Origin of the sequence: Pleomorphomonas koreensis DSM 23070 (genome assembly GCF_000425185.1) — a bacterium.
In the GTDB taxonomy this organism is placed as follows: domain Bacteria; phylum Pseudomonadota; class Alphaproteobacteria; order Rhizobiales; family Pleomorphomonadaceae; genus Pleomorphomonas; species Pleomorphomonas koreensis.
In genome coordinates this window covers 148393-171792 of the sequence record NZ_AULH01000007.1, presented here as the reverse complement: position 1 = coordinate 171792, position 23400 = coordinate 148393, and the positions used below count along the sequence as shown (strand labels likewise).

Here is a 23400-nt window from a genome sequence, read left to right as displayed (position 1 = left end):
TTGGTCTTTAAAGGGGTCTGCGGCGAAAATATGGATAATTCGCAAGCCCTCTCGCCCCTGCGCGAATCCGACTACGAAGCCATTGAGGCCGCCGTCATGGAGACGGAGAAGGGTCGCTGGTTCCTGGCCGAATACGCGCGGCGTCACCGCTCCGCCGATACCGACGAGGTGCTCGGCGCCATCGGCCGCCTGGAGCTGATCCTGAAGCGCGAGCGCCGGCCCGACGCCGATCGCATCCGTCTCGACATCGGCGAGATGAAGGACGCCATCGAGCGCACCAAGCTGGAGATCGCCCAGATCAAGAGCGACGGCCGCTCGCCGCTGAGCCGCTTCGACCGCGCCTCCAACGAACTCGACGCCATCGTCGAACAGACCGAGGGCGCCACCTCGGAAATCCTCGGCTCGGCCGAAAAGATCCAGGAACTGGCCTGGACCATGCGCGAGGCCGGCGTCGACAATGCGCTCTGCGACGACGTCGAGAACCTGACCACCAACATCTACATGGCCTGCTCCTTCCAGGACCTCACCGGCCAGCGGACGCAGAAGGTGGTGCAGGTGCTGCGCTATCTCGAGAACCGCATCAACGCGATGATCGAGATCTGGGGCATGGACGATGCCGAGGTGCACGGTACCTCGACCGAGCGCCGCGTCGCCGTCAACGCCCAGGACCACCGCCCCGACGCCCACCTCCTGAACGGTCCGGCGCTGGCCGGCGAAGGCATCGAGCAGACCCTCGTCGACGGCCTGCTGGTCGAGGACGCCGACGCCGACCGGGCGGCGCTTGACGCCGTGGCCAGCCACGCCATCGAGGAGATGGACTTCGACCGCATCGACGCCATGGCCGCCCTCGACAAGGCGTCGATGATCGGCGCCGACGGCCAGATCGACTTCGACGCCATCCCGACCGACGACGACGAACCCCAGGACGCAGCGGCGCTGGCCGACAGCATCGGATTCGATGCCGTCGTCGTCGACGAGGCGCCGGCGGCCGAGGAACCGGCGATCGACGCCATCCTCGATACGCTGGAAGACGACGCCCTCGAAACGCTGGCCGAGGCGGCTGCCATCGAGCCGAGCGACGAGGCTCTGGCCATCGCCTCCGAAGCGGTCGACACCGCCATCGAGGCGCTGAAGGAGGTGTCGGACTCGGTGCGCCAGGGCAAGGATGCCGACGATCCCTTCGCCCGCATGACCAAGGCCGAGCGACAGGCGCTGTTCTCCTGAGACTGTTTTTGCCCGCTGGAGCGGTTGTGCGGCGGCATTGCCGCGGCGAAACCGGAAGAGCGGCCGCGATGTCGGGCTCCCTCTTGCAGGCGGGGCATTTCGAGCGAATGACCTGCCAAGAACTCACACCACGGCCGGCACCAGCGGGCTATCCAGCGTCTCGCCGTTGGCGAGACGGATATTGTCGAGGAACTGCAAGGCCGCCCGCCGCCAGCTGAAGGTCAGTGCCAGTTCGCGCGCCGCCGACCGGTCGAGGGCGAGCGCCCCGAGGCAGGCGGCGCGAAGGTCCTCGTCGAGGAGGCCGGCGTCGCTGTCGCCGAGCACGTCGAGTGGCCCCATCACCGGATAGGCGGCCACCGGCAAGCCCGAGGCCAGAGCCTCCAGCAGCACGTTGCCGAAAGTATCGGTGCGCGAGGGGAAGACGAACACGTCGGCCGAGGCGTAGGCGCGGGCGAGATCCTCGCCGACCTTGATGCCGACGAAGTGGACGTCCGGATAGCGCCGGGCCAGGCTCGCCCGCGACGGCCCGTCGCCCACCACCACCTTGGAGCCGGGCAGGTCGAGGGCGAGAAAGGCTTCGAGGTTCTTCTCGACGGCGACGCGGCCGACGTTGAGGAAGATCGGCCGCGGCAGGTCGCCGAACACGCCCTCCTCGGCCGGACGCGGCCGGAACAGCTCGGCGTCGATGCCCCGCCCCCAGCGCATCAGGTTGCGGAAGCCGCGCGCCGACAGCTCGGCGGCCAGCGTGTCGGTGGCCACCATGCAGCCGGCGCCGCCGTTGTGGAAGCGGCGGACCAGCGCGTAGAGCCAGGATTGCGGCACCGGCAGCCGCGCCGCCACGTATTCGGGAAAGCGGGTGTGATAGCTCGTCGTGTAGGGCATGCCGTTGCGGCGGCACCACTTGCGGGCCTTGAGGCCGAGCGGCCCCTCGGTGGCGATGTGGACATAGGACGGCTGGCCGCGCTCGATCTCGCGCGCCACCCGGCCGTAGGTGGAGATGGCGACGCGGATCTCCGGATAGCTCGGCAGCGGCAGCGTCCGGAACAGGTCGGGCGTCACCATGGTGACGTGGGCGCCCATGGCGGTCAGCTCGGCATTGGTGCGCTCGATCGACCGGACGACGCCGTTGACCTGCGGATGCCAGGCGTCGGTGACGACGGTGATGCGCGTCATTCGGCGGCCTCGGCGCGCGGCAGCAGCAGCGGCGCCTTGCGCTCGTGGTCGAGGCGGGTCCAGCGGATGATCTCCAGGCTGCCGTCGTGGTTCTCGGCGATCGCCGTGCAGCTCTCCACCCAGTCGCCGGTGTTGACGTAGGCGATGCCGTTCATGTCGCGCAGGGCGGCGTGGTGGATGTGGCCGCAGATGACGCCGTCCGCCCCCACCCGCTTTGCCTCGTGGGCCAGCGCCTCCTCGAAGGCGCCGATGAAGTTGACGGCGTTCTTCACCTTGAGCTTGGCCCAGGCCGACAGCGACCAGTAGGGCAAGCCGACGAAGCGTCGCGCCCGGTTGAGCCAGGTGTTGGTCCACAGCGCCGTCTCGTAGGCCCAGTCCCCGAGATAGGCGAGCCAGCGGGCATGCCGCACCACCACGTCGAACTGATCGCCGTGGATGACCAGGAAGCGGCGGCCGTCGGCCGCCTCGTGCACGCAGCGGTCCATCACCTCGACGCCGCCGAAATGCGTGCCGAGATAATTACGCAGGAATTCGTCGTGATTGCCGGGGATGTAGACGATGCGGGCGCCCTTGCGCGCCTTGCGCAACAGCTTCTGCACCACGTCGTTGTGGCTCTGCGTCCACAACCAGGAGCGGCGCATCCGCCAGCCGTCGACGATGTCGCCGACCAGGTAGATCGTCTCCGCCTCGTGCACGCGCATGAAGTCGAGCAGCAGGTCGGCCTGACAATCGCGAGTGCCGAGGTGGATATCGGACAGGAACAAGGCTCTGAGACTGCGCGGGATAGGAAGATCCGTCATGACAAACAAGATGCGCGGGGCATCTTCTCCGAACGGGAATCAACGACCGATGGCCGTTTCTGCAACTTCCTTTTGTTCCATCAGCCTCTCAGTTTTATGACAGCCGCGGCACACCCCCAAAAGCGAACGGCCCGGCTATGCCGGGCCGCGTGGGAATCTCGATGGATAGCGATGGTGCTCACGGGCACCAGAGCACCTTCACCAGCTTCTCCGATTTCAGGAGGCTGCGTACCGGCATCTCCAGCACGTCGTCGCCGGCCACCGCCTTGTCGAAGGCGGCGCGCTTCTCCTCGCCCTCGATGTGCAGCAGGATGGTGTCGGCGGCGAGCAGCAGCGGCAGCGTCAGCGTGATGCGCGGCTCTATCGCCGCCTCGGCGCGGATCGACATCACTTGCGCCTTGCAGTCCGGCGAGTTGGCGGCGGCGAGGTTGTCGCCGCCCGGATAGAAGGAGGCGGTGTGGCCGTCCTCGCCCATGCCGAGCACCACGGCGGCGAACGGCAGCGGCAGGTCGGCGATCACCTTGCCGACCTCGGCCACCGCCTCCTCGGGCGTCGGCACCGGCCGGTAGAGCGGCACGAACTCGATGTTGCTGAGCGGCCCCTTGAGGAGATGGCGGCGGGCAAGGCCGGCGTTGGAACGCTCGTGCGATTCCGGCACCCAGCGCTCGTCGACCAGCGTCACCACCACGTCGTTCCAGGGCATGCGGTAGCGGCTCATCGCCTCCAGGAAACGGACCGGCGTCTTGCCCCCCGACAACGCCAGCGCCGCCTTGCCGTGCAGGCGGATGGTGTGAGCAAGCGCGCCCGCCACCTCGACGGTCAGCGCGTCGGCCAGCGCCGCACCGTTCTCGAACTCCTGAAACTCGTACATGCCTTCCTCCAGATCGGCGACCCGTGACGCCGCCGGCTCTCGCCTCTCGAGCGGCGGTTCGGTCCGGTCACATCGCGGTGCCGGCCAGCTTTCCCCTTGGTACAATATACACAATCGGCCGGCGTTGGCACCGGCCGACTTTCTGCAACCCCGAACAAAGTCCTGTCGGCCGTTCACCCGTATGCGGGGAATGGCCGCACTACCCTTTTCCCCACGCGTCAGCGGTGAAACAACCGCCGGGAAAACGGTCGGCGGCGGCGGCGGCCATTCTGCAACGAATCAGTCCCGCTGCAGCGCCTTGATGGCGGCGACGAGACCCTTGGTCGACCCGTCCTGCGTCGCCGCCGGCTCGGCTTCGCCCTTCATCACCGGCAACAGGCGGTTGGCCAGCTCCTTGCCCAGCTCGACGCCCCACTGGTCGTAGGAATTGACGCCCCAGATGGTGCCCTGCACGAATACCTTGTGCTCGTAGATGGCGATCAGGCGGCCGAGCGTCCTCGGGTCGAGCGTCCGGTAGAGGATGGTGTTGGTCGGCCGGTTGCCGGGGAACGCCTTGTGCGGGGCGAGAGCGGCGATGTCGCCCTCCGGCTTGCCGGCCTTGCGCAGCTCGGCGGCGGCTTCCTCGACGGTCTTGCCGAGCATCAGCGCCTCGGTCTGGGCGAGCACGTTGGACAGGAGCTTGGCGTGGTGGTCGCCCACCTGCTCGTGCGGCACGGCGGCGGCCAGGAAGTCGGCCGGAATGATGTCGGTGCCCTGGTGGATCAGCTGGTAGAAGGCGTGCTGGCCGTTGGTGCCCGGCTCGCCCCAGACGATCGGGCCGGACGCGCGCGGCACCGGCGTGCCGTCGAGGCGGACGCCCTTGCCGTTGCTCTCCATGTCGAGCTGCTGGAGATAGGCGGCGAAGCGGGCAAGCCGCTGGTCGTAGGCCAGCACGGCATGGGTCGAGAAGCCCCAGACGTTGCGATACCAGACGCCGAGCAGGGCGAGGATCACCGGGATGTTCTTGTCGAGCGGCGCGCTGCGGAAATGGTTGTCCACCTCGTGGGCGCCGGTGAGGAACTCGACGAAATTGTCGAAGCCGATGGCGATCGCCACCGGCAGGCCGATCGCCGACCACACCGAATAACGTCCGCCCACCCAGTCCCAGAAGCCGAAGGCGCGCGACACGTCCATGCCGAAGGCGGCCACCTTGTCGAGCGCGGTGGAGACGGCGCAGAAATGGGAGCCGACCGCCGCCTCCCCGAGATGCTCCTTGATCCAGGCGCGGGCGGTGCCGGCGTTGGTCATGGTCTCGGAGGTGGTGAAGGTCTTCGATGCGACGATGAACAGCGTCGTCCTGGGATCGAGTTCGGCCAGCGTGTCGGCGATGTGGGCGCCGTCGACGTTGGAAACATAGTGGAGGCGCGGGCCGTCGCCGCGATAGGGCGTCAGCGCGATGGTCGCCATGGCCGGGCCGAGGTCGGAGCCGCCGATGCCGATGTTGACGACGTCGGTGAACTTGGCGCCGGTCGACGAGGCGATCCTGCCGGAGCGGACGCCCTCGGCGAAGTCGCGCACGCGATCGAGCACCGCGTTGACCTCGGGCATGACGTCCTTGCCGTCGACGATCACCGGCGTATTGGAGCGGTTGCGAAGCGCCGTATGCAGCACGGCGCGCTTCTCGGTGGTGTTGATCACCGCGCCGGCGAACATGGCGTCACGCCGCTCGGCGACGCCGGCCGCCTTGGCCAGATCGATCAGCAGGGCGAAGGCGTCGGCGTCGAGCCGGTTCTTGGAGTAGTCGAGCAAGAGGTCGTCGAGGCTGACGCTGAAACGATCGAAGCGACCGGCGTCCTCGGCGAACAGCTTGCGCATCGGGCGATCGGCCAGCTCGGCCTTCTTGGCGTCCAGACGGTTGAAGATGGGGTCCAGCTCGGCGGCCATGTTCACGTTACTCCCTGCCGGCATTCCTTGCCGTGTGGGGCGCGATATTATGGGCGGACCCGCCGGATGGCTAGTGCCTTTGTCCGGGGCGGGTTGCGAATCTCGCCGGTCCCTATGTCATAAATCTTTGAATTGACGGCATTCGCGCCGCGACAACGGACTCGGCAACCACAACCAAAACGCGCCGATACTGACTACCACCAGGCGTGGAAGTGGTGTACCGGGCCGTGGCCCTTGCCGATCGTGAGCCGATCGGCGGCGACGATCGCCGCCGTGACATAGGCCTTGCCCTCCGCGACGGCGGCGGCGAGGTCGAGCCCCCTGGCGAGACCGGCGGCGATGGCCGACGACAGCGTGCAGCCGGTACCGTGGGTGTTGCGCGTCGGATGGCGCGGCGCCGACAGCCAACGCGGCCCGTCGGCGTCGAGGAAGAGGTCGGCGCTCTCGGCGCTCGTGCCGTGGCCGCCCTTGATGAGCACCGCCTGGGGCCCGAGCGCCAGCAGGTCGCGCGCCGCCGAAAGCATGGCGTCAGGCTCGTTTTCCACCGGCCGGCCGATCAGCCGCGCCGCCTCCGGCAGGTTGGGGGTGATCAGCGTGGCCAGCGGGAACAGCTCGTCGCGCAGCGTCGCCACCGCTTCGGACTTCAGCAGGCTGTCGCCCGAGGTCGCCACCATCACCGGATCGAGCACGACGCGGCGCTGGCCGTAGTCGCGGAGACCACCGGCCACCGTGCGGATCAGTTCCGGGCTGGCCAGCATGCCGATCTTGACCGCACCGACGTCGAGGTCGGAGAACACGGCGTCGATCTCGGCGCGCACGAAGTCGGCCGGCGCCTCATGGATGGCGGTCACGCCCAGCGTGTTCTGCGCCGTCAGCGCGGTGATCACCGATGCACCGTAGACGCCGAGCGCCGAAAAGGTCTTGAGGTCGGCCTGGATACCGGCGCCGCCACCCGAATCCGAGCCGGCAATGGTGACCGCGATCGCCGTCATGCCCATGTCTCCCAATTGGCCGCCGCCGTCAGCCATTGGCCGAGCCGCGCCTCCGGATCGGCGGCCGACAGGACATCGGAGATCACCGCCACGCTGTCGGCGCCGGCGCTCCAGCAGATCGGCGCCCGCTCGAGCGTGATGCCGCCGATCGCCACCAGCGGCCGCTTGGCGATGCGCTTCCACTCGGTCAGCAGCTCTGGACCGCTCTCCGGCGCCGCATCATCCTTGGAGACGGTCGACCAGATCGGCCCCAGCGCCACGTGATGCGGATCGATGGCCAGCGCCCGGTCGAGTTCTTCCCGGTTGGCGGTGGAGACGCCGAGGCGGATGCCGGCCTTGCGGATGGCCGCGAGGTCGGCGGTGTCGAGGTCTTCCTGGCCGAGATGCAGCCAGTCGGCGCCGAACTCGATCGCCTCGCGCCAGTGATCGTTGACGACGCAAATGGCGCCCGCCGCCTTGCAGAGGGCGAGCGAATCGCGGATTTCGCGCCGCCGCGTCTCGACGTCGGGCGCCTTGGTGCGGATTTGCACCAGCTTGAGCCCCAGCGGCAGCAGGCGCGGCAGCCAGGCGGCGCGGTCGATGATCAGGTAGAAGCGGTCGAGCATGGGACGTTCCGTCGGAAAGGGGTCAGCGGCGCGGCGGCTTGGTCGCATGGATGACCTTGGTCGCCTGGGTGTAAATCACCCGGACCAGATCCTCGGCGATGGCCGGCGCCACCATCCAGCCGTAGCGGTAGAGGCCGTTGACGGCGATGACGCGGTCACCGACCGCCACCTTGGGCACGCCGTTCATCAGCACCGGCATCTGGCCGGAGCGCAAATCCACCACCTCGGCCTCGGCAAAGGCCGGCAGCAGCGACACGGCGTGCATCATTAGCTCGCCGGCCGACCGCACGGATACGCCGGTGCGGCTGTCGTCGATGGTGGTGGCGCCGACGGCAAAGAGTCCCTGGCCGCGCGGCGTGACGTAGAGAGCGTGGCGGTTGTGCAGGAGGCGGATCGGCCGGTTGAGTTCGATCTTGTGGCTGCGCACCATGGCCAGTTCGGCCGTCACCGCCCGGAGTTCGGGGAAGCGATCGCGGGCGCCGAGGCCGCGCGTGTCGACGATGCGCGCGGCGGTGAGGCTGTCCAGCGTGCCGATCCAGTCGAAGCGGATGCGGACGCCGGCCGCTTCCAGCGCCTCGCGCAATCCGGAGAATATCACCCGCGGGTCGGCGTGGGCGGCTTGCGGAAAATACATCCCCCGGCCGTAGATGCCGGCAAGCGACGGTTCGAGGGCGGCGATCTTCTCCTCGTCCACCCAGTCATAGTTGAGGACGAAGGCGGAATAGTCGTCGAGCGCCGATGGCATGCGCCGGTTGCCGAGCACCAGCGCGCCGTTGATGGTCAGGCCGGAAACCAGCGTCGGCCACAGTTCGAGCGAGCGGCGTCCGAGGTCGACGATGGTGGCGTCGGCGCTGTCGGCCTCGCAGTCGGGGGCGATGACGCCGGTGCCGTTCCAGGCCGGCGAGGCGGAGAAATCGCCCTGCCGCTCGTAGACCGCCACCTTGACGCCGGCCTTGGCGCACATCAGCGCCGTGACGAGCCCCATGGGCCCGGCGCCGACGATCGCCACGTCGGCCGTATCGCGCTTGCCGCCCGCACCTTCGACCATGAACCGCCTCTCGCGCCGCGTTTTTCCCGTATCGATGGACACTTATCGGCCCGCGGTCGGGGTGGCGTCAAGCGCCGGGCCGATACCCAGACCGATCGAGGCGACCGCCTCTGCCGCAATCGAGACCAAGACACCCTGACGCCGCGGAGCGGCTTCACGGCGCCAAGCGGAGCGGAAGCCAAGGCGACGGATGTCGCCGCCGGCGCTTGAGGCCAGGAATCAAGTCGGCGTGTCGGCGCTCTTGGCTTTCGCCTTGGCTTCGAGAATGCCGAGGCGCCGCTCCCGCCAGACCACGAACACGCCGGAAGCGATCACCACCGCCGAGCCGGCCAGCACCGCCGCCGTCGGCACGTCACCGAACACCAGATAGGACAGGATGACGATCCAGAGCATGTTGATGTAATCGAACGGCGCGATCACCGACGCCTCGGCGAAGCGGTAGGACTGGGTCATCAGCACCTGCCCGACGCCGCCGAACAGACCGGCCACCACCAGCATGGCGGCGTCGGTATAGCTCGGCACCACCCAGCCGAACGGCAGCGTCACGAAGGAGAACACCGAGCCGCTGGCGAGAAAATAGAACACGATGGCGCCGGTGTTCTCGGTCGCCGTCAATTCGCGGATGGTGACGGCAGCCACCGCCCCCAATACAGCCGAGGCCAGCGCCAGGGCCGCGCCGATCGCCCGGGTGCCCTCCAGCGCGCCGCCGAGACCGTTGATCTGCTCGGACAGCACGATCAGCACGCCGACGAAGCCGATGCCGACGGCGGCCCAGCGGAAGATCCTGACGCGCTCGTGCAGGACGAGCGCCGCCAGGCAGACGCCGAACAGCGGCCCGGAGTAGCTGATGGCGGTGGCGTCCGGCAGCGGCAGGTAGGACACCGCCATGAACCAGCAGAACATCGACACCGTGCCGACCACCGACCGCCGCACGTGGCCGAGCGGCCGCTTCGTCCGGAGCGAGGCGGGGAAGTCGCCGAGCGACACCAGATAGATCAACACCGGGATGATGCCGAAGAAGGAGCGGAAGAACAGCGCTTCACCGGCCGGCACGCGGCTGGTCGCCAGCTTGATCAGCGTCAGCATGATGGCAAACGCAACGGTCGAGACGAGCTTCAGAAGAATGCCCGTGGCGGTCGGCGACATCAGAGGGACGGCTCCTTCAACAGCCGCTTATATAGCGATTTGCCACGGGTCCAAGCCCCGATTTATCATATTTTTCGGCGATCCCCGGCGCGGTCGGCGGTTCAGCCGAGATGGGTCTTCAGGAAGCCGACCGTCCGCGACCAGGCGAGATCGGCCGCCGCCTTGTCGTAGCGGGCCGCCGAGGTGTCGTTGTTGAAGGCGTGGTTGACGCCCGGATAGACGTAGAGTTCGTAGGTCTTGCCCGCCGCCTTCAGCGCCGCCTCGAACACCGGGATGCCGGCGTTCACCCGGTCGTCGAGGCCGGCGTAATGCAGGAGCAGCGGCGCCTTGATCGCCTCCACCGTCTCGGCCACCGGTTGCGCGCCGTAGTAGGAGACCGCCGCGCCAAGGCCGGGATCGGCCACCGCCGTCTGCAGCGACAGCCCGCCGCCCCAGCAGAAGCCGACGCTGCCGGACTTGCCGTTGCCGCCGTCAGCGCCGCGCAGGTATTGGGCGGAAGCCACGGCGTTGTTCACCGTCTTCACCCGGTCGAGCGCGGAGATCATCTCGCGCGCCTTGTCCTCGTTGGCGGGCGTGCCGCCGGCCGGCGACAGGAAGTCCGGCGCCAGCACCAGGAAGCCTTCGAGCGAGAGGCGCCGGGCGACGTCCTCGATATGGCCGTTGAGCCCCCGGTTCTCGTGGATGACCATCACCGCCGGCAGCGGCGCGGCCGCCAGCTTGGGTCGGACGAGATAGCCCTTCAGCGCGCCACCGTCGCCCGGAAACTCCACCGTCGACGTGTCGAGCCGGTCGTCGGCGGCGTCGACCACCGCCGCCCTGGCCTGCCCGGCCTCGATCAGCGGCACGATGGCGGCCGCCGCCGCGCTCGATCCGGCCAGCTTGCCGAGCTTTTCCATGAAGCCGCGGCGGTCGAACGTCAGGTGGGTGTATTCGTCGTAGAGACGGATCATGTCCTGCGTGATGACGATGCGTTCGCTCATGTCGGCGCTCCTCGCAAGGGGCCCCCGCCCGCATCGACAGTCAGGTATTTTCCCGCATGTGTAAACCCATGCATTTGGCCGGCCGGCGCCTCAATCAAGCGTCAGGTCATCCGACCGCCGCTCCCAGATCGCCTTGGCGCGGGCGCTGTGCCAGCCGAGACAGTAGCCGACGGCCCGCTCGACGGCGGCGGCCCTCGGGCCGTGGACATGGACGTCATCGAGCATGAGATGCGCCATGTGGATGTCGTTGAGCACGCCGAGCACATCCTGCGCCGCCCTGACGCGCGGCAGGAGCTTGCGCCGCGTCGACTTCGGCAGCAGCGGCTCGAAGAAGTCGTAGGCGTAGCGCAGCCGCTTGAAGCGCTTCCTGAGTTCGTGCCGCTCCTCGGGCGACAGCGCCTCCGGATCGCGGCCGAGCTTTTCCACCTTGCGCCTGAGGCGACCGACCGTCTCGCCGGCGAACGGGCCGACCGGCGCCGCCAGCAGCGCGCTCTGGCCGACGTCGTCCGTCGACAGCCAGCCGCGCGCCTCGGTGAAGGCAAGGAGGTCGATCAGGAAGTCGCCGGTGGCCGGCTCGGCCAGCACGGCGGCGAGGCGGGCGCGCGCCGCCGTCCGCCGCTTTTCGAGAAGGGCAAGCAGCGCGGCGACGTCGTCGCCGTCGAGCGGTGCCACCAGTTCGTCGATCAGCACGTCCATGTCGCGCGTCGCCGCCACCTCGGCGGAGAGCCGCTGCGCCTCGGCGGCCAGCGGCTCGGCGGCGCCGGTCGCCATCACCGGCGCGAACACCTTCAGCGCCGTCCGGAGGCGCCGCAGCCCGACGCGCAGCTGGTGTGCGCCCTCGGGATCGTCGCCTGTCCTGATGGCGGCGACGTTGGCTGAAATCTGGGCGGCGCAGGACCGGAGGATCAACTGCATCGCCGCTTCCACCGACATCGTCTCGTCGAGGTCGGCGTCGGCCGCCTTCACCGGTCCGGTCGCGCCGATCTCGCCGTCGAGCAGCGCGTAGCCGAGGTCGGACTTGACGCGCGTCGAGAAGTGGAAGGCGACGCCGGAAAGCGCCGACCGCGCCACCTCGAACAGCGCCCGCCGGTCGCCGGACAGCAGCTCGAACTCCACCTCGAGGATACCGGCCTGCCGGCTGCCGGCCGTTGCCGCGCCGCGGTCGAGCGCCATCTCGACCCGGTCGCCGGCGGCGGTGGCGATCTCCCAGCGCCGCCGCGCCACTCGCATGGAGAACAGCGGCACCAGCGGCCGGCCGTCGACCAGTCGGGACAGTTCGGCGGCCGGCTCGTCGGGAAAGCGCGCGAGGTCCGGCACCCGGCCGGCATAGGACACGTTGAACTCCGGCCGCTCGGCGAGGCCGAGCGAGAAGCCGCCGGGGAACTTCACCGTCTGCTCGCCGCTCCGGCCCGTCCGGCGCAGCCGCAGGCTGACGCCCTTGTCGCGCAGCTTGAGGTCCGGCGTGTCGAAATAGGTGCTGACCAGCCGCTTCTCGCCCTTCGGCGATACCGAGAGCCCCGGCAGCGCGCCAAGGTGCGCGAGATGCCGGGCGCCGGCCGCGCCCACCTCGACCTTCAGCTCCGCCTCGACGCCGTCTGCCATGTTCACCCTCGTCCCGCTGGCCTGCCGGGGCCGATCCTATCGCTGCCGGAAGGGTTTGACGAGCGCCATCGCCGGTCGATTCCTGACCTTCGGCGGCGCTCCCGCCGGCAGCGGCCCGACGGGTCGCCCCGGCACCCGGCGGATTGCTCGTCTTTTCCGACCGAATGGGAAAAAATGCTTGCCAACCGGTCAATTGTCGGCTCGGATATGGGCTCGCCGACGGACGGGAAAAGTGACAACAAGACCGTCCGCCAGGCACGGGGTTCGCCGACGCCGCTCGGCAACAGGGGAGTATACCTTATGAAAACGATGTCCCGCCTTCTGGCGGCCACCATGTTCGTGGCCGGCCTTGCCGGCGCCGCTCATGCCAAGACGTTCGTCTACTGCTCCGAGGGCAGCCCGGAGGGCTTCGACCCGGCGCCGTATGCCGCCGGCACCACCTTCGACGCCTCATCGAAGCCGGTCTACAACCGCCTGGCCGAGTTCGAGCGCGGCACCACCAACGTCATTCCGGGCCTTGCCGAGAGCTGGGACATCTCCGAAGACGGCACCGTCTACACCTTCCACCTCCGGAAGGGCGTCAAGTTCCACACCACCGAGTATTTCACGCCGACCCGCGACTTCAACGCCGATGACGTGATCTTCTCGTTCCAGCGCCAGAACGACAAGAACGACCCGTGGTACTCCTATGCCGGCGGCACCTGGGAATACTGGAACGGCATGGACATGCCGAACCTCGTGAAGTCCATCGAGAAGGTCGACGACTACACCGTCAAGATGACGCTGACCGCCGCCAACGCGCCGATGCTCGCCAACCTCGCCATGGACTTCGCGTCGATCCTCTCCAAGGAATACGCCGACAAGCTGGCCGCCGAGGGCAAGCAGTCCGACCTCAACCAGCTGCCGGTCGGCACCGGTCCGTTCCAGTTCGTCGCCTATGAGAAGGACGCGGTCATCCGCTACCAGGCCTTCGGCGACTACTGGCGCGGCAAGCAGAAGATCGACGACCTCGTCTTCGCCATCACGCCCGACGCCTCGGTGCGCGCCCAGAAGCTGAAGGCCGGCGAATGCCAGCTGATGCCCTATCCGAACCCGGCCGACGTGCAGGCGATGCAGTCCGACGACAGCATCCAGCTGATGAGCCAGGCCGGCCTCAACATCGGCTATCTCGCCTACAACGTGCTTGCCAAGCCTTTCGACGACGTGCGCGTCCGCAAGGCCCTCAACATGGCGATCAACAAGAAGGCGATCATCGACGCCGTCTTCCAGGGCACCGGCCAGGCGGCCAAGAACCCGATCCCGCCGACCATGTGGTCCTACAACGACAAAGTCCAGGACGACCCCTATGATCCGGAAGCGGCCAAGAAGCTGCTCGCCGAGGCCGGCGTCAAGGACCTCAGCATGAAGGTGTGGGCGATGCCGGTGTCGCGTCCCTACAACCCGAATGCCCGCCGCATGGCCGAGCTGATCCAGGCCGACTTCGCCGCCGTCGGCGTCAAGGTCGAGATCGTTTCCTACGAGTGGGCCGAGTACCTGAAGCGCAGCCAGGACAAGGAGCGCGACGGTGCCGTGCTGATGGGCTGGACCGGCGACAACGGCGACCCGGACAACTTCCTCGCCGTGCTGCTCGGCTGTGCCGGCGTCGGCGGCTCCAACCGCGCCAACTGGTGCAACGAGGAGTTCAACAACCTCGTCGTCAAGGCCAGCAAGGTGTCGGACGTCGCCGAGCGCACCAAGCTCTACGAGGACGCCCAGGTCGTGTTCAAGCGCGAGGCGCCGTGGGCCACCATCGCCCACTCCACCACCTACGTGCCGATGTCCAAGGCGGTGATCGATTACAAGGTCGATCCGCTCGGCTCCTACCGCTTCGACGGCGTCGACCTCGCCGAGTAAGCGCATCCGTCCTGCGAGACGCGGTTCCGGGGAGCCATCCCCGGAACCGTTTTTGCATCCGGATACCCGCGCCGGTCGATGCCGGGCTGGCCGTCCTTATGCGGGAAACCATGTAGGATGGCGGGAATTCGGGCATTCTCGTGCCGCGAAAACGTTCAAATATCGCGGTTGTCGCTTGCAGGCCGGATGTCCGGCCGCTACTGGAAGCCATGCCGAACGCCACCCTCATCCGTCCGTTCCGTTCCGAAGACCGCGCCGCCGTCGTCCAGCTCTGGCACGACGCCTGGCATGACGGCCATGGCGCCATCCTGCCGCCGCGCGTCGTCGCCGAGCGCAGCGTCACGAGCTTCGAGGACCGTCTCGGGCCGCTCGAGCCGGGTTGCATCGTTGCGGAGGCCGGCGGCCGCATCGTCGGCTTCGCCGCCGTCGAGGGCGACGAGGTCGACCAGCTCTACGTCGCTTCCGAAGCGCGCGGCAGCGGCGTGGCGGCCGGACTGCTCGCCGCCGCCGAGGCGGAACTCGCCGGGCGCGGCGTCCGCGACGCGGCGATCCAGTGCACGGCCGGCAACGAACGCGCCCGACGCTTCTATGTCCGGGCCGGCTGGCGCGACGGCGGCGTCCGCGATGCCCCGATCTGGACACCCGACGGACGGCATGAAACCCATCCGACCCACATCTTCGTCAAGCAACTCTCGAGCCTGGACTGACACTGCATCATGTTCGGTTTCATCCTCCGACGCCTCGGCCTGTTGATCCCGACCTTCATCGGCGTCAGCCTGGTCGCCTTCTTCTTCATCCGCCTGCTGCCGGGCGATCCGGTGCTGCTGATGGCCGGCGAGCGCGGCATTTCGCCCGCGCGCTATGCCGAGCTGATGAGCCGCTTCGGCTTCGACCTGCCGCTCTGGCGGCAGTTCCTCTCCTATTTCAACAGTCTGCTGCACGGCGACTTCGGCACCTCGATCTCCACCAAGAAGCCGATCTTCACCGAGTTCTTCACGCTGTTTCCGGCAACGCTGGAGCTGTCGTTCTGCGCGGTGATCTTCGCCGTGGTGCTGGGCGTGCCGGCCGGCGTCATCGCGGCGGTGAAGCGCAATTCCTGGTTCGACCACACGGCCATGGCCACCGCGCTGGTCGGCTATTCCATGCCGATCTTCTGGTGGGCGCTGCTCCTGATCATCGTCTTCTCCGGCATGCTCGGCTGGACGCCGGTGTCGGGCCGCATCTCGCTGACCTTCTTCTTCCCCAAGGTCACCGGCTTCATGCTGATCGACAGCCTGTTGTCCGGCAAGGCCGGCGCCTTCCGGTCGGCGGCCAGCCACCTGATCCTGCCGACCATCGTGCTCGGCACCATTCCGCTCGCCGTCATCGCCCGCCAGACCCGCTCGGCCATGCTGGAAGTGCTTGGCGAGGACTACATCCGCACCGCCAAGGCCAAGGGCCTCAGCCCGTTCCGCGTCGTCGCCGTGCATGCGCTGAGGAACGCGCTGATCCCGGTGATCACCACCATCGGCCTGCAGATCGGCGTGCTGATGGCCGGCGCCATCCTGACCGAGACCATCTTCTCCTGGCCCGGCATCGGCAAGTGGATGGTCGATTCGATCTTCCGCCGCGACTATCCGGCCGTGCAGGGCGGCCTCGTGCTGATCGCCCTGATCGTCATGGCCGTCAACCTCGTCGTCGACATGCTCTACGGCCTCGTCAATCCCAAGATCCGGCACCAGAGGTGACCCGATGACCGCCGTCTCCGCTTCCGTCCGTCCGGGCCGCCTCAAGGAATTCTGGCGCTATTTCTCGGAAAACCACGGCGCCGTCGCCGGGCTGGTGCTGTTCGTGGCGCTGGTGATCGTCGCCGTCGCCGCGCCGGTGTTCGCGCCCTTCGACCCAGACCAGCAGTTCCGCGACGCCCTGCTGATGCCGCCGCTCACCCGCGGCAGCGAGGGCCTGTTCCTCATCGGCACCGACGCACTCGGCCGCGACATCCTGTCGCGCCTGATCTTCGGCGCCCGCTTCTCGCTGTTCATCGGCGTCGTCGTCGTTTCGGTGTCGCTGATCGGCGGCGTGATCATCGGCATGTTCGCCGGCTTCTTCCGCGGCTGGATCGACACCGTGATCATGCGCGTCATGGACATCATCCTGGCCTTCCCGTCGCTGCTCCTGGCGCTGACGCTGGTCGCCATCCTCGGCCCCGGCCTCACCAACGCGATGATCGCCATCGCCATCGTCGCCCAGCCGCATTACGTCCGCCTGACCCGCGCCGCCGTGCTCACCGAGCGCAACCGCGACTACGTGACGGCCGCCCGCGTCTCCGGCGCCGGGCCGCTGTGGCTGATGTTCGTAACCATCCTGCCCAACTGCATGGCGCCGCTGATCGTCCAGGCCGCCCTCTCCTTCTCGGGCGCCATCCTCGACGCCGCCGCCCTCGGCTTCCTCGGCATGGGCGCCCAACCGCCGACGCCGGAATGGGGCACCATGCTGGCCGAGGCGCGCGAGTTCATCACCCGCGCCTGGTGGGTGGTGACCTTCCCGGGCCTTGCCATCCTGATCACCGTGCTGGCCATCAACCTGATGGGCGACGGCCTGCGCGACGCCCTCGATCCGAAGCTGAAGAGGTCGTGATGCCCATTCTCGAAATCAGCAACCTCTCGGTCGACTTCCGCACGGTGGGCGGAGAGTTCCGCGCCGTCGACGGCGTGTCGATGACCGTCGAGCCGGGCGAGATCGTCTCCATCGTCGGCGAGAGCGGCTCGGGCAAGTCGGTGTCGATGCTGGCGCTGATGGGCCTCTTGCCGTGGACGGCCACCATCACCGCCGACCGCATGATGTTCGACGGCAAGGACCTCCTGACCATTTCGCCGCGCCAGCGCCGCCGCATCATCGGCAAGGACATGGCGATGATCTTCCAGGAGCCGATGAGTTCGCTCAACCCGTGCTACACGGTGGGCTGGCAGATCGGCGAGGTGCTGGAAGCCCATCTCGGCCTCAACAAGCGGGCGCGGCGCGACCGCACCGTCGAACTCCTGGAGCTGGTCGGCATCCCCTCGGCCGCCGAGCGGCTCGACACCTACCCGCACCAGATGTCGGGCGGCATGAACCAGCGCGTGATGATAGCCATGGCGATCGCCTGCAATCCCAAGCTCCTGATCGCCGACGAGCCGACCACCGCGCTCGACGTCACCATCCAGGCGCAGATCCTCGATCTTCTCGCCAAGCTGCAGCGCGACACCGGCATGGCACTGGTGCTGATCACCCACGACATGGGCGTCGTCGCCGAAACCGCCGACCGCGTGTCGGTGCAGTACGCCGGCCAGAAGGTGGAGGAGCAGCCGGTAGCCGAACTGTTCGCCGATCCGCACCATCCCTACACCGCCGCCCTGCTGTCGGCGCTGCCCGAGCGGGCGACGACGCGCCGCCTGCCGTCGATCCCCGGCGTGGTGCCCGGCCAGTACGATCGTCCCACCGGCTGTCTGTTCAGCCCGCGCTGCGACTTCGCCACCGAGCGCTGCGTCGAGAAGGTGCCGCCGGTCCAGGGCGCCGCCGCCGGCCACGCGCTCTGCCACTATCCGCTCAATCAGGGCAAGCCGGTCGGCCACCCCGGCCCGGCCGCTATCCTCGACCGGAGGCTTTCGGCATGACCGCCCCCATCCCGCCGACCGTCGTTCTCGAGGCGCAGCACCTCGCCCGCCACTACAGCCTGAAGCGCGGCATGTTCGGCGAGCCGGCCACCGTGCGGGCGCTGTCGGAAGCCTCCTTCAAGCTCACTGCCGGCCGGACGTTGGCCGTGGTCGGCGAATCCGGCTGCGGCAAGTCGACGCTGGCCCGCCTCGTCACCATGATCGAGCCGCCGACCGCCGGCGACCTGATCATCGACGGCAAGCCGGTGCACCTCGACGAAGCACCGGGCCACGATCTCCGCCGCACCGTGCAGATCGTCTTCCAGGACCCCTACGGCTCGCTCAACCCGCGCCAGAAGGTCGGCACCATCCTCGAGGAGCCGTTGCGCCTCAACACCTCGCTGTCCGCCGCCGAGCGGCAGAAGAAGGCGCGGGCGATGATGGAGAAGGTCGGCCTCCGGCCCGAGCACTACGACCGCTATCCGCACATGTTCTCCGGTGGCCAGCGCCAGCGCATCGCCATCGCCCGGGCGCTGATGCTCAACCCGAAGATCCTGGTGCTCGACGAGCCGGTGTCGGCGCTCGACGTGTCGATCCAGGCGCAGGTGCTGAACCTCCTGATGGATCTCCAGCAGGAATTCGGCCTCGCCTACCTGTTCATCAGCCACGATCTCAGTGTGGTGCGCCACATCGCCGACGAGGTGATGGTGATGTATCTCGGCCGCCCCGTCGAGTTCGGCACCGCCGAGGAGATCTTCACCACGCCGCGCCATCCCTACACGCGCGCCCTCCTGTCGGCGACGCCGACCACCGAGCCGGAGAAGCGGCGCGAACGCATCCGCCTCACCGGCGAGCTGCCGTCGCCACTGAGGCCGCCGCGCGGCTGCGCCTTCCATCCGCGCTGCCCCTTCGCCTACGAGCCCTGCGACGTCGACACGCCGAAGCTGCTGAAGGCGCCCGGCGGCAACGCCGACGTCGCCTGCTTCGCGGTGCAGGGCGAACTGCTCTAGCGGCCAATCGACGCCAATGCGTTCACCAGCGGGGTCGCCTCAAGCGGCCCCGCGATCGTTTCGAGCCGGCGGTCGGCGAGCCCGTGCGGCACCCGCCAGAGATAGGCCATCTCCCGCGAGGCGCGGATGACCGGGTCGAACAGGCCGATCAGGTCGAAGACGAAGCCCGGCACCCGCCGCACCCGCATCGGCCGGCCGTAGGCGGCGCTCGCCGCCGTCGCCAGATCGTCGATCGACACGGTATGGCCGTCGAAGTGGAACACCTCGAAGGCGCCGAGCCGGTCGCGCCGCTCGGCCAGCCGCACGAAGGCGACGGCGAGGTCGGGCAGATAGGCCCAGGCGTGCGGCACGCCAGCCGGGCCAGGCGCCTGGATGACGCCCTTCCCCGCCCTGGCGGCGATGAAGGCGGACAGCCAGCTCTGCCCGGAGATCGACGGGCCGAAGAAGTCGCCGGCCCTCAGGATGCAGGTCCGGACGCGGCCTTCCCGCGCCGCCGCCGCGAACATTGCCTCGATCTCGACGCGGATGCGGCCCTTCTCCGAGGTCGGCGCGAAGGCGACATCAGGGGTCAGCCGTTCCGGCATGCCTTCGCCGAAACCATAGACATTGCCGGGGAAGAGATGCAGCGCGCCCAGCCGTTCAGCCACCGCCAGCGCTGCGGCGTAGAGCGGCTTCGCCAGCTCGGCCCAGCGGTGATAGGGCGCGTTGAGACCGTCGAACACCACGTCGACCGGCCCGCCGGCCGCCGCCGCCACCGCCCCGGCGTCGGAGAGGTCGGCTTCCACCGGCCATATCCAGTCCGGCAACTCGCCGGCCCGGCCCTTGCGAACGAGGCCGGACACCTGCCAGTCCCGGCGATGGAACTCTTCCGCCACCGCCCGGCCGACGCCGCCAAGCGCGCCGAGGACGAGTACGTGTCCGGTCATGATCATCTCCCAAAATGGATTTGGCTCAACGCTTTACCCCTCTCCCTATCCCTTCCCTAATAGGGGGAAGAAACAGGAGAGGGGTCCTTGGGCGAAGAAATATGAGGATTGAATTCGCATATCAATCCGCTATAATTTCCATGAAGATATTCATTTTTTGCATATCAACATGCTCGACTGGACCCTCCTTCGCTCCTTCCTCGCCGTCATCGACACGGGATCGCTGTCGGCCGCCGCCGACCGGCTCGGCCTCAGCCAGCCGACCGTCGGCCGCCATGTCCACGAGCTGGAGGAGGCGCTCGGCGCGACGCTGTTCCGCCGGCAGCCGCGCGGGCTCGATCCGACGCCGGCCGCCCTCGACCTCGTCGAGGACGCCCGCCGCATGGGCGAGGCCGCCGACGCGCTGGCCCGCAAGGCGAGCGGCGCCGCCGACGGCATCGCCGGCACGGTGCGCGTCACGGCGAGCCGCATGGTATCGACCTACCTGCTGCCGGACATCGTGGCGGCGATGCGGATCGAGGCGCCGGACATCGACGTCGAGATCGTCGCCAGCGACGCGACGCAGAACCTCTTGCGCCGCGACGCCGACATCGCGCTGCGCATGTACGAGCCGCGGCAGGCCCAGCTCGTCCGCCGCCGCGTCGGCGATCTTCCGCTCGCCGTCTACGCCGCGCCTGCCTATCTCGCCCGACGCGGCACGCCGAAGCGGCTGGCCGATCTCGTCGATCACGACGTGATCGGCCTCGATCGCGGCGACGACCTGTTGCAGGGCTTCGCCCGCTATGGCCTGCCGGTACCGCGCGAGTGGTTCCCGATCCGCACCGACGATCACGTGGTCGGCTGGCAGATGGTGATCGCCGGCGCCGGCATCGGCTTCGCCCAGGTGCCGATCGCCGAGGCCGAGCCGCGCGTGGTTCGTCTGCCGGTCGAGGATGTCGGCTTTGCGCTGCCGCTCTGGCTCGCCTATCACGAGGACCTCAGGCACAACCGCCGCATCCGCTTCGTCGCCGACCGCCTCGCCGGCGGCCTCGGAAAACGCATCGCCCGGACGACACCATGACCGCCGACGAGCTTGCCGCCCTGCCCGCCCTCGAACTGGCGCCGCTGCTGATCGGCGCCACGCTCACCGTCGACGGCGTCGGCGGCGTCATCGTCGAGACCGAGGCCTACGAGGCCGACGACCCCGCTTCGCATTCCTTTTCCGGCCCGCGGCCGCGCAACAAGGCGATGTTCGGCCCGCCGCTCACCGCCTATGTCTATCGCTCCTACGGCGTCCACTGGTGCTTCAACATCGTCTGCGGCCCGCCCGGCCACGGTGCCGCCGTGCTGGTGCGGGCGATCGAGCCGACCGTCGGCCTCGAAATGATGAGCACGCGGCGGCGCACCGCCGAGCCGCGTCTCCTCGCCTCCGGTCCCGGCCGGCTGACCGAGGCGCTCGGCATCACCATCGCCCACGACGGCCTGCCGCTGACCATGCCGCCTTTCCATCTGACGCCGCGCGACACGGCGCCGGAGATCGTCACCGGCTCGCGCATCGGCATCACCAGGGCGGCCGAACGTCCCTGGCGCTTCGGCCTCAGGGGATCGCGCTTCCTCAGCCGGCCGTTCCGCTAGCCGTCAGCGCAACAGGCGCAGCGAGCCGGTCAGCGACTTCACCCACTTGGCCGGGCCGCACAGGCCGACGCCGTCGATCGCCTCGTCGGCGAGCCGCTTGCCCGGCAGTTGCGCTTCGTACTCCTGATAGTCGTGCAGCGCCCGCGAGAAGGCCGGAAACACCACCAGCGCGTTGTCGTCGCCGCGCGGCATCGCCTTCAGCATCAGCGCGCGAATCGCCTCCGGTCCGGCCGCCAGAATCGGCACCGGCAGGATGGAACTGTCATCGATGATCCGACCGTCGGCGTCGGCGAGCGGCCGATTGCCGAGCCATGGCAGGCGGGCGCCGAGCCCTATGCCGATGGCGCCGACCGTGTTGGCGAGAAGGCCGGGCGGCAGCTCGGGATTGACGACGATGGCGAGGCGGCTGTCGGGGATCATGGCAACTCCGGCTTCGGGCAGGAACGCCGGCAGGATATCCGGGCTTTCGGGGCAATTCCTGCCGGAGTTTGCGCCACAGTCGGCAAATGTGGTAGAACTTGCCTGATTTTATGAAGAATGGGGCAGACTATGCCGGATACATCCCTCGAACCGGTCGACATCCGGATTCTCGACGCTCTCCAGGCCGACGGCCGCCTCACCAATCAGGCTCTGTCCGCCGAGGTCGGCCTGTCGACCTCTCCCTGCTGGCGGCGGGTGCGGCAGCTTGAGGAGGCCGGCGTCATCGGCGGCTACCAAGCCGCGCTCGACCGCCAGAAGATCGGCCTGGGCGTGCTGGCCTTTGTCCGCGTCAAGATCGACAGCCACAGCGAGACGGAAGCCGAGGAATTCTCGCGGAGCGTCGCCCGGCTCCGCGAGGTGATCGCCTGCTATTCGATCGCCGGCGACTCGGACTTCCTGTTGCAGGTGGTGTCGCCCGACCTCGACACCTACGCCGATTTCGCCATGTCGGTGATCCGCCGCCTGCCCCGCATCAAGGAGATGCAGACCACCTTCGTCCTGAAGGAAATCAAGCCGTTCAAGGGCTTCCCGGTAGGGCTGGGATAAAAGGCTTTGATTGAGGCGGGACGACCTGTACGGATCTCCCGCCTTATCCTGCCCGAGGTCTTGCGCCTCCGGGGAGGATGACAAGCTATATATCTGTTTTATTTATATAAATTTGCTATCCCCGCGCAGGCGGAGACAGGCCGCCCGGTCAATACACCGGCTTGCCGCCGATGGTCAGCAGGCCGAGCATGTCGTCGTCGTCGTCCACCCAGCGCTGGAGGGCGGCGACGGTCACCATGTCGGTGCCCCCCTCGTCGCCGACGCCGGCGATGTGCTGGTAGGGCTCGAACGTATCGCCGAGATGCGACAGCACGGCGAAGGCGGTGCTGAAATCGTCACCACCGGCATAGCGGCTGGGCGTGACGATGGTGCGGATGCCGGCCGCCGTGGCCGCGGCAAGGCCCGGTCCGTTGTCCTCGAACACGATGGCCGCGCGGGCCGAAAGGCCGAGCCGATCGAGCGCCGCGAGATAGACGTCGGGCGCCGGCTTCGGCGCCACCGTGCCGGCTCCGCCGACGATGGCGGTGATCTTCTCCAGGCCGTCGAGCCCGAAGTTGGCGAGAATCAGCGCCTCGGCATTCTCCACGCTCGACGTGGTGGCCAGCACCACCGCGAGCCCTTGCGAGCGGGCATCGTCGAACAGCCGTTCGATGCCCGGCCGCGGTCGGGCCAGCCGGCGATCGACCAGCTTGGCGAACAGGCGCGTCTTGGCGGCGTGCAGCTCGGCAACCTTGCGCCGCCCCTCCTCGGCCATCGGCGGCGCATAATGCTCGATGAAATGTTCGAGCCGCGCCCGGCCGCCGTGCACGGCGAGCAACTCGCCGTAGAAGTCCGGCTCCCACACCCAGGGCAGGCCGGCGTCGGCGAAGGCGCGGTTGAAGGCCAGGCGGTGAACCTCCTCGGTTTCCGCCAGCGTGCCGTCGACGTCGAAGATCAGCGCCTTGACCGGTGCCATC

23 protein-coding genes are annotated in these 23400 nt (G+C 68.4%); 10 read left to right on the top strand and 13 right to left on the bottom strand.

What is annotated here, in order from left to right; genetic code table 11:
• Positions 1-30 precede the first annotated feature (30 nt).
• Positions 31-1224, top strand: a complete 1194-nt coding sequence (locus H512_RS0106050; RefSeq protein ID WP_026782698.1) for a protein phosphatase CheZ — start codon at positions 31-33, stop codon at positions 1222-1224.
• A 123-nt stretch (positions 1225-1347) separates the two neighbouring features.
• Here the strand turns inward: H512_RS0106050 and H512_RS22770 are convergent, their stop codons facing one another.
• The 10 genes from H512_RS22770 to H512_RS0106000 all read right to left on the bottom strand — a co-directional run bounded on the left by H512_RS22770 (position 1348) and on the right by H512_RS0106000 (position 12364).
• Complete coding sequence (locus H512_RS22770) at positions 1348-2397, bottom strand: glycosyltransferase family 4 protein (RefSeq protein ID WP_084798320.1); 1050 nt, start codon at positions 2395-2397, stop codon at positions 1348-1350.
• A complete protein-coding gene (locus H512_RS22765) occupies positions 2394-3197 on the bottom strand; it encodes a UDP-2,3-diacylglucosamine diphosphatase (RefSeq protein WP_036790243.1) in 804 nt (267 codons plus the stop codon). Before H512_RS22765 ends, H512_RS22770 begins: the two co-directional genes overlap by 4 nt.
• A 178-nt stretch (positions 3198-3375) precedes the next feature.
• Positions 3376-4068: a 6-phosphogluconolactonase gene (pgl, locus tag H512_RS0106035; RefSeq protein WP_026782697.1), complete on the bottom strand. Its 693-nt coding sequence runs from the start codon at positions 4066-4068 to the stop codon at positions 3376-3378.
• Positions 4069-4347: 279 nt separating this feature from the next.
• The gene (gene pgi, locus H512_RS0106030) at positions 4348-5991 is read right to left on the bottom strand and encodes a glucose-6-phosphate isomerase (protein WP_026782696.1); all 1644 of its coding nucleotides are present in this window, start codon (positions 5989-5991) and stop codon (positions 4348-4350) included.
• 194 nt (positions 5992-6185) lie between these two features.
• Positions 6186-6983, bottom strand: coding sequence for a bifunctional hydroxymethylpyrimidine kinase/phosphomethylpyrimidine kinase (gene thiD / locus H512_RS0106025; RefSeq protein ID WP_026782695.1), 798 nt, complete (start codon positions 6981-6983; stop codon positions 6186-6188).
• Positions 6980-7588: a thiamine phosphate synthase gene (locus H512_RS0106020; RefSeq protein WP_026782694.1), complete on the bottom strand. Its 609-nt coding sequence runs from the start codon at positions 7586-7588 to the stop codon at positions 6980-6982. Before H512_RS0106020 ends, thiD begins: the two co-directional genes overlap by 4 nt.
• 22 nt (positions 7589-7610) lie before the next feature.
• A complete protein-coding gene (locus H512_RS22760) occupies positions 7611-8636 on the bottom strand; it encodes an FAD-dependent oxidoreductase (protein ID WP_053239609.1) in 1026 nt (341 codons plus the stop codon).
• Between the two features lie 219 nt (positions 8637-8855).
• Positions 8856-9782 carry a DMT family transporter gene (locus H512_RS0106010; RefSeq protein WP_026782693.1) on the bottom strand — a complete coding sequence of 309 codons (927 nt, stop codon included), beginning with the start codon at positions 9780-9782 and terminating at the stop codon, positions 8856-8858.
• 101 nt (positions 9783-9883) lie between these two features.
• On the bottom strand, positions 9884-10762 hold the full coding sequence (locus H512_RS0106005) for a dienelactone hydrolase family protein (RefSeq protein ID WP_026782692.1): 879 nt from the start codon (positions 10760-10762) through the stop codon (positions 9884-9886).
• Between the two features lie 90 nt (positions 10763-10852).
• On the bottom strand, positions 10853-12364 hold the full coding sequence (locus H512_RS0106000) for a CYTH and CHAD domain-containing protein (protein WP_026782691.1): 1512 nt from the start codon (positions 12362-12364) through the stop codon (positions 10853-10855).
• Positions 12365-12664: 300 nt separating this feature from the next.
• Here H512_RS0106000 and H512_RS0105995 point away from each other — a divergent pair, with 300 nt between their 5' ends.
• From H512_RS0105995 to H512_RS0105970, 6 genes are all read left to right on the top strand, one after another.
• The gene (locus tag H512_RS0105995) at positions 12665-14257 is read left to right on the top strand and encodes an ABC transporter substrate-binding protein (protein WP_026782690.1); all 1593 of its coding nucleotides are present in this window, start codon (positions 12665-12667) and stop codon (positions 14255-14257) included.
• Positions 14258-14466: 209 nt separating this feature from the next.
• On the top strand, positions 14467-14964 hold the full coding sequence (locus H512_RS0105990) for a GNAT family N-acetyltransferase (protein WP_036790238.1): 498 nt from the start codon (positions 14467-14469) through the stop codon (positions 14962-14964).
• Between the two features lie 9 nt (positions 14965-14973).
• Positions 14974-15984, top strand: a complete 1011-nt coding sequence (locus tag H512_RS0105985) for an ABC transporter permease subunit (RefSeq protein ID WP_026782688.1) — start codon at positions 14974-14976, stop codon at positions 15982-15984.
• Positions 15985-15988: 4 nt separating this feature from the next.
• Positions 15989-16873 (top strand): ABC transporter permease subunit, encoded by an 885-nt coding sequence (locus tag H512_RS0105980; RefSeq protein WP_026782687.1) that lies wholly within the window; start codon positions 15989-15991, stop codon positions 16871-16873.
• Positions 16873-17889, top strand: coding sequence for an ABC transporter ATP-binding protein (locus H512_RS0105975; RefSeq protein WP_026782686.1), 1017 nt, complete (start codon positions 16873-16875; stop codon positions 17887-17889). Before H512_RS0105980 ends, H512_RS0105975 begins: the two co-directional genes overlap by 1 nt.
• The gene (locus H512_RS0105970; RefSeq protein WP_026782685.1) at positions 17886-18878 is read left to right on the top strand and encodes a dipeptide ABC transporter ATP-binding protein; all 993 of its coding nucleotides are present in this window, start codon (positions 17886-17888) and stop codon (positions 18876-18878) included. The genes H512_RS0105975 and H512_RS0105970 overlap by 4 nt, the downstream gene beginning before the upstream one ends.
• Here the strand turns inward: H512_RS0105970 and H512_RS22755 are convergent.
• The gene (locus H512_RS22755) at positions 18875-19804 is read right to left on the bottom strand and encodes an NAD-dependent epimerase/dehydratase family protein (RefSeq protein WP_036790377.1); all 930 of its coding nucleotides are present in this window, start codon (positions 19802-19804) and stop codon (positions 18875-18877) included. The two genes, H512_RS0105970 and H512_RS22755, sit on opposite strands and share 4 nt — an antisense overlap.
• A gap of 169 nt (positions 19805-19973) precedes the next feature.
• Here H512_RS22755 and H512_RS0105960 point away from each other — a divergent pair, with 169 nt between their 5' ends.
• Positions 19974-20864: a LysR family transcriptional regulator gene (locus H512_RS0105960; RefSeq protein WP_026782684.1), complete on the top strand. Its 891-nt coding sequence runs from the start codon at positions 19974-19976 to the stop codon at positions 20862-20864.
• Positions 20861-21418 carry a DNA-3-methyladenine glycosylase gene (locus tag H512_RS0105955; RefSeq protein WP_026782683.1) on the top strand — a complete coding sequence of 186 codons (558 nt, stop codon included), beginning with the start codon at positions 20861-20863 and terminating at the stop codon, positions 21416-21418. Before H512_RS0105960 ends, H512_RS0105955 begins: the two co-directional genes overlap by 4 nt.
• A 3-nt stretch (positions 21419-21421) precedes the next feature.
• On the opposite strand, the gene H512_RS0105950 is transcribed toward H512_RS0105955, so the two are convergent.
• On the bottom strand, positions 21422-21838 hold the full coding sequence (locus H512_RS0105950; RefSeq protein ID WP_026782682.1) for a DUF2000 domain-containing protein: 417 nt from the start codon (positions 21836-21838) through the stop codon (positions 21422-21424).
• A gap of 129 nt (positions 21839-21967) precedes the next feature.
• On the opposite strand from H512_RS0105950, the gene H512_RS0105945 reads away from it, so the two are divergent.
• Positions 21968-22444 carry an Lrp/AsnC family transcriptional regulator gene (locus H512_RS0105945; RefSeq protein ID WP_026782681.1) on the top strand — a complete coding sequence of 159 codons (477 nt, stop codon included), beginning with the start codon at positions 21968-21970 and terminating at the stop codon, positions 22442-22444.
• A gap of 148 nt (positions 22445-22592) precedes the next feature.
• On the opposite strand, the gene H512_RS22750 is transcribed toward H512_RS0105945, so the two are convergent.
• Complete coding sequence (locus H512_RS22750) at positions 22593-23399, bottom strand: HAD-IA family hydrolase (RefSeq protein ID WP_053239608.1); 807 nt, start codon at positions 23397-23399, stop codon at positions 22593-22595.
• Position 23400 lies beyond the last annotated feature (1 nt).

What these genes read in the sequence shown, in the direction of transcription:
- H512_RS0106050 (WP_026782698.1), top strand. Translation starts at nt 31, where the DNA reads ATGGATAATTCGCAAGCCCTCTCGCCCCTGCGCGAATCCGACTACGAA.
- H512_RS22770 (WP_084798320.1), bottom strand. Translation starts at nt 2,397, where the DNA reads ATGACGCGCATCACCGTCGTCACCGACGCCTGGCATCCGCAGGTCAAC.
- H512_RS22765 (WP_036790243.1), bottom strand. Translation starts at nt 3,197, where the DNA reads ATGACGGATCTTCCTATCCCGCGCAGTCTCAGAGCCTTGTTCCTGTCC.
- pgl (WP_026782697.1), bottom strand. Translation starts at nt 4,068, where the DNA reads ATGTACGAGTTTCAGGAGTTCGAGAACGGTGCGGCGCTGGCCGACGCG.
- pgi (WP_026782696.1), bottom strand. Translation starts at nt 5,991, where the DNA reads ATGGCCGCCGAGCTGGACCCCATCTTCAACCGTCTGGACGCCAAGAAG.
- thiD (WP_026782695.1), bottom strand. Translation starts at nt 6,983, where the DNA reads ATGACGGCGATCGCGGTCACCATTGCCGGCTCGGATTCGGGTGGCGGC.
- H512_RS0106020 (WP_026782694.1), bottom strand. Translation starts at nt 7,588, where the DNA reads ATGCTCGACCGCTTCTACCTGATCATCGACCGCGCCGCCTGGCTGCCG.
- H512_RS22760 (WP_053239609.1), bottom strand. Translation starts at nt 8,636, where the DNA reads ATGGTCGAAGGTGCGGGCGGCAAGCGCGATACGGCCGACGTGGCGATC.
- H512_RS0106010 (WP_026782693.1), bottom strand. Translation starts at nt 9,782, where the DNA reads ATGTCGCCGACCGCCACGGGCATTCTTCTGAAGCTCGTCTCGACCGTT.
- H512_RS0106005 (WP_026782692.1), bottom strand. Translation starts at nt 10,762, where the DNA reads ATGAGCGAACGCATCGTCATCACGCAGGACATGATCCGTCTCTACGAC.
- H512_RS0106000 (WP_026782691.1), bottom strand. Translation starts at nt 12,364, where the DNA reads ATGGCAGACGGCGTCGAGGCGGAGCTGAAGGTCGAGGTGGGCGCGGCC.
- H512_RS0105995 (WP_026782690.1), top strand. Translation starts at nt 12,665, where the DNA reads ATGAAAACGATGTCCCGCCTTCTGGCGGCCACCATGTTCGTGGCCGGC.
- H512_RS0105990 (WP_036790238.1), top strand. Translation starts at nt 14,467, where the DNA reads ATGCCGAACGCCACCCTCATCCGTCCGTTCCGTTCCGAAGACCGCGCC.
- H512_RS0105985 (WP_026782688.1), top strand. Translation starts at nt 14,974, where the DNA reads ATGTTCGGTTTCATCCTCCGACGCCTCGGCCTGTTGATCCCGACCTTC.
- H512_RS0105980 (WP_026782687.1), top strand. Translation starts at nt 15,989, where the DNA reads ATGACCGCCGTCTCCGCTTCCGTCCGTCCGGGCCGCCTCAAGGAATTC.
- H512_RS0105975 (WP_026782686.1), top strand. Translation starts at nt 16,873, where the DNA reads ATGCCCATTCTCGAAATCAGCAACCTCTCGGTCGACTTCCGCACGGTG.
- H512_RS0105970 (WP_026782685.1), top strand. Translation starts at nt 17,886, where the DNA reads ATGACCGCCCCCATCCCGCCGACCGTCGTTCTCGAGGCGCAGCACCTC.
- H512_RS22755 (WP_036790377.1), bottom strand. Translation starts at nt 19,804, where the DNA reads ATGACCGGACACGTACTCGTCCTCGGCGCGCTTGGCGGCGTCGGCCGG.
- H512_RS0105960 (WP_026782684.1), top strand. Translation starts at nt 19,974, where the DNA reads ATGCTCGACTGGACCCTCCTTCGCTCCTTCCTCGCCGTCATCGACACG.
- H512_RS0105955 (WP_026782683.1), top strand. Translation starts at nt 20,861, where the DNA reads ATGACCGCCGACGAGCTTGCCGCCCTGCCCGCCCTCGAACTGGCGCCG.
- H512_RS0105950 (WP_026782682.1), bottom strand. Translation starts at nt 21,838, where the DNA reads ATGATCCCCGACAGCCGCCTCGCCATCGTCGTCAATCCCGAGCTGCCG.
- H512_RS0105945 (WP_026782681.1), top strand. Translation starts at nt 21,968, where the DNA reads ATGCCGGATACATCCCTCGAACCGGTCGACATCCGGATTCTCGACGCT.
- H512_RS22750 (WP_053239608.1), bottom strand. Translation starts at nt 23,399, where the DNA reads ATGGCACCGGTCAAGGCGCTGATCTTCGACGTCGACGGCACGCTGGCG.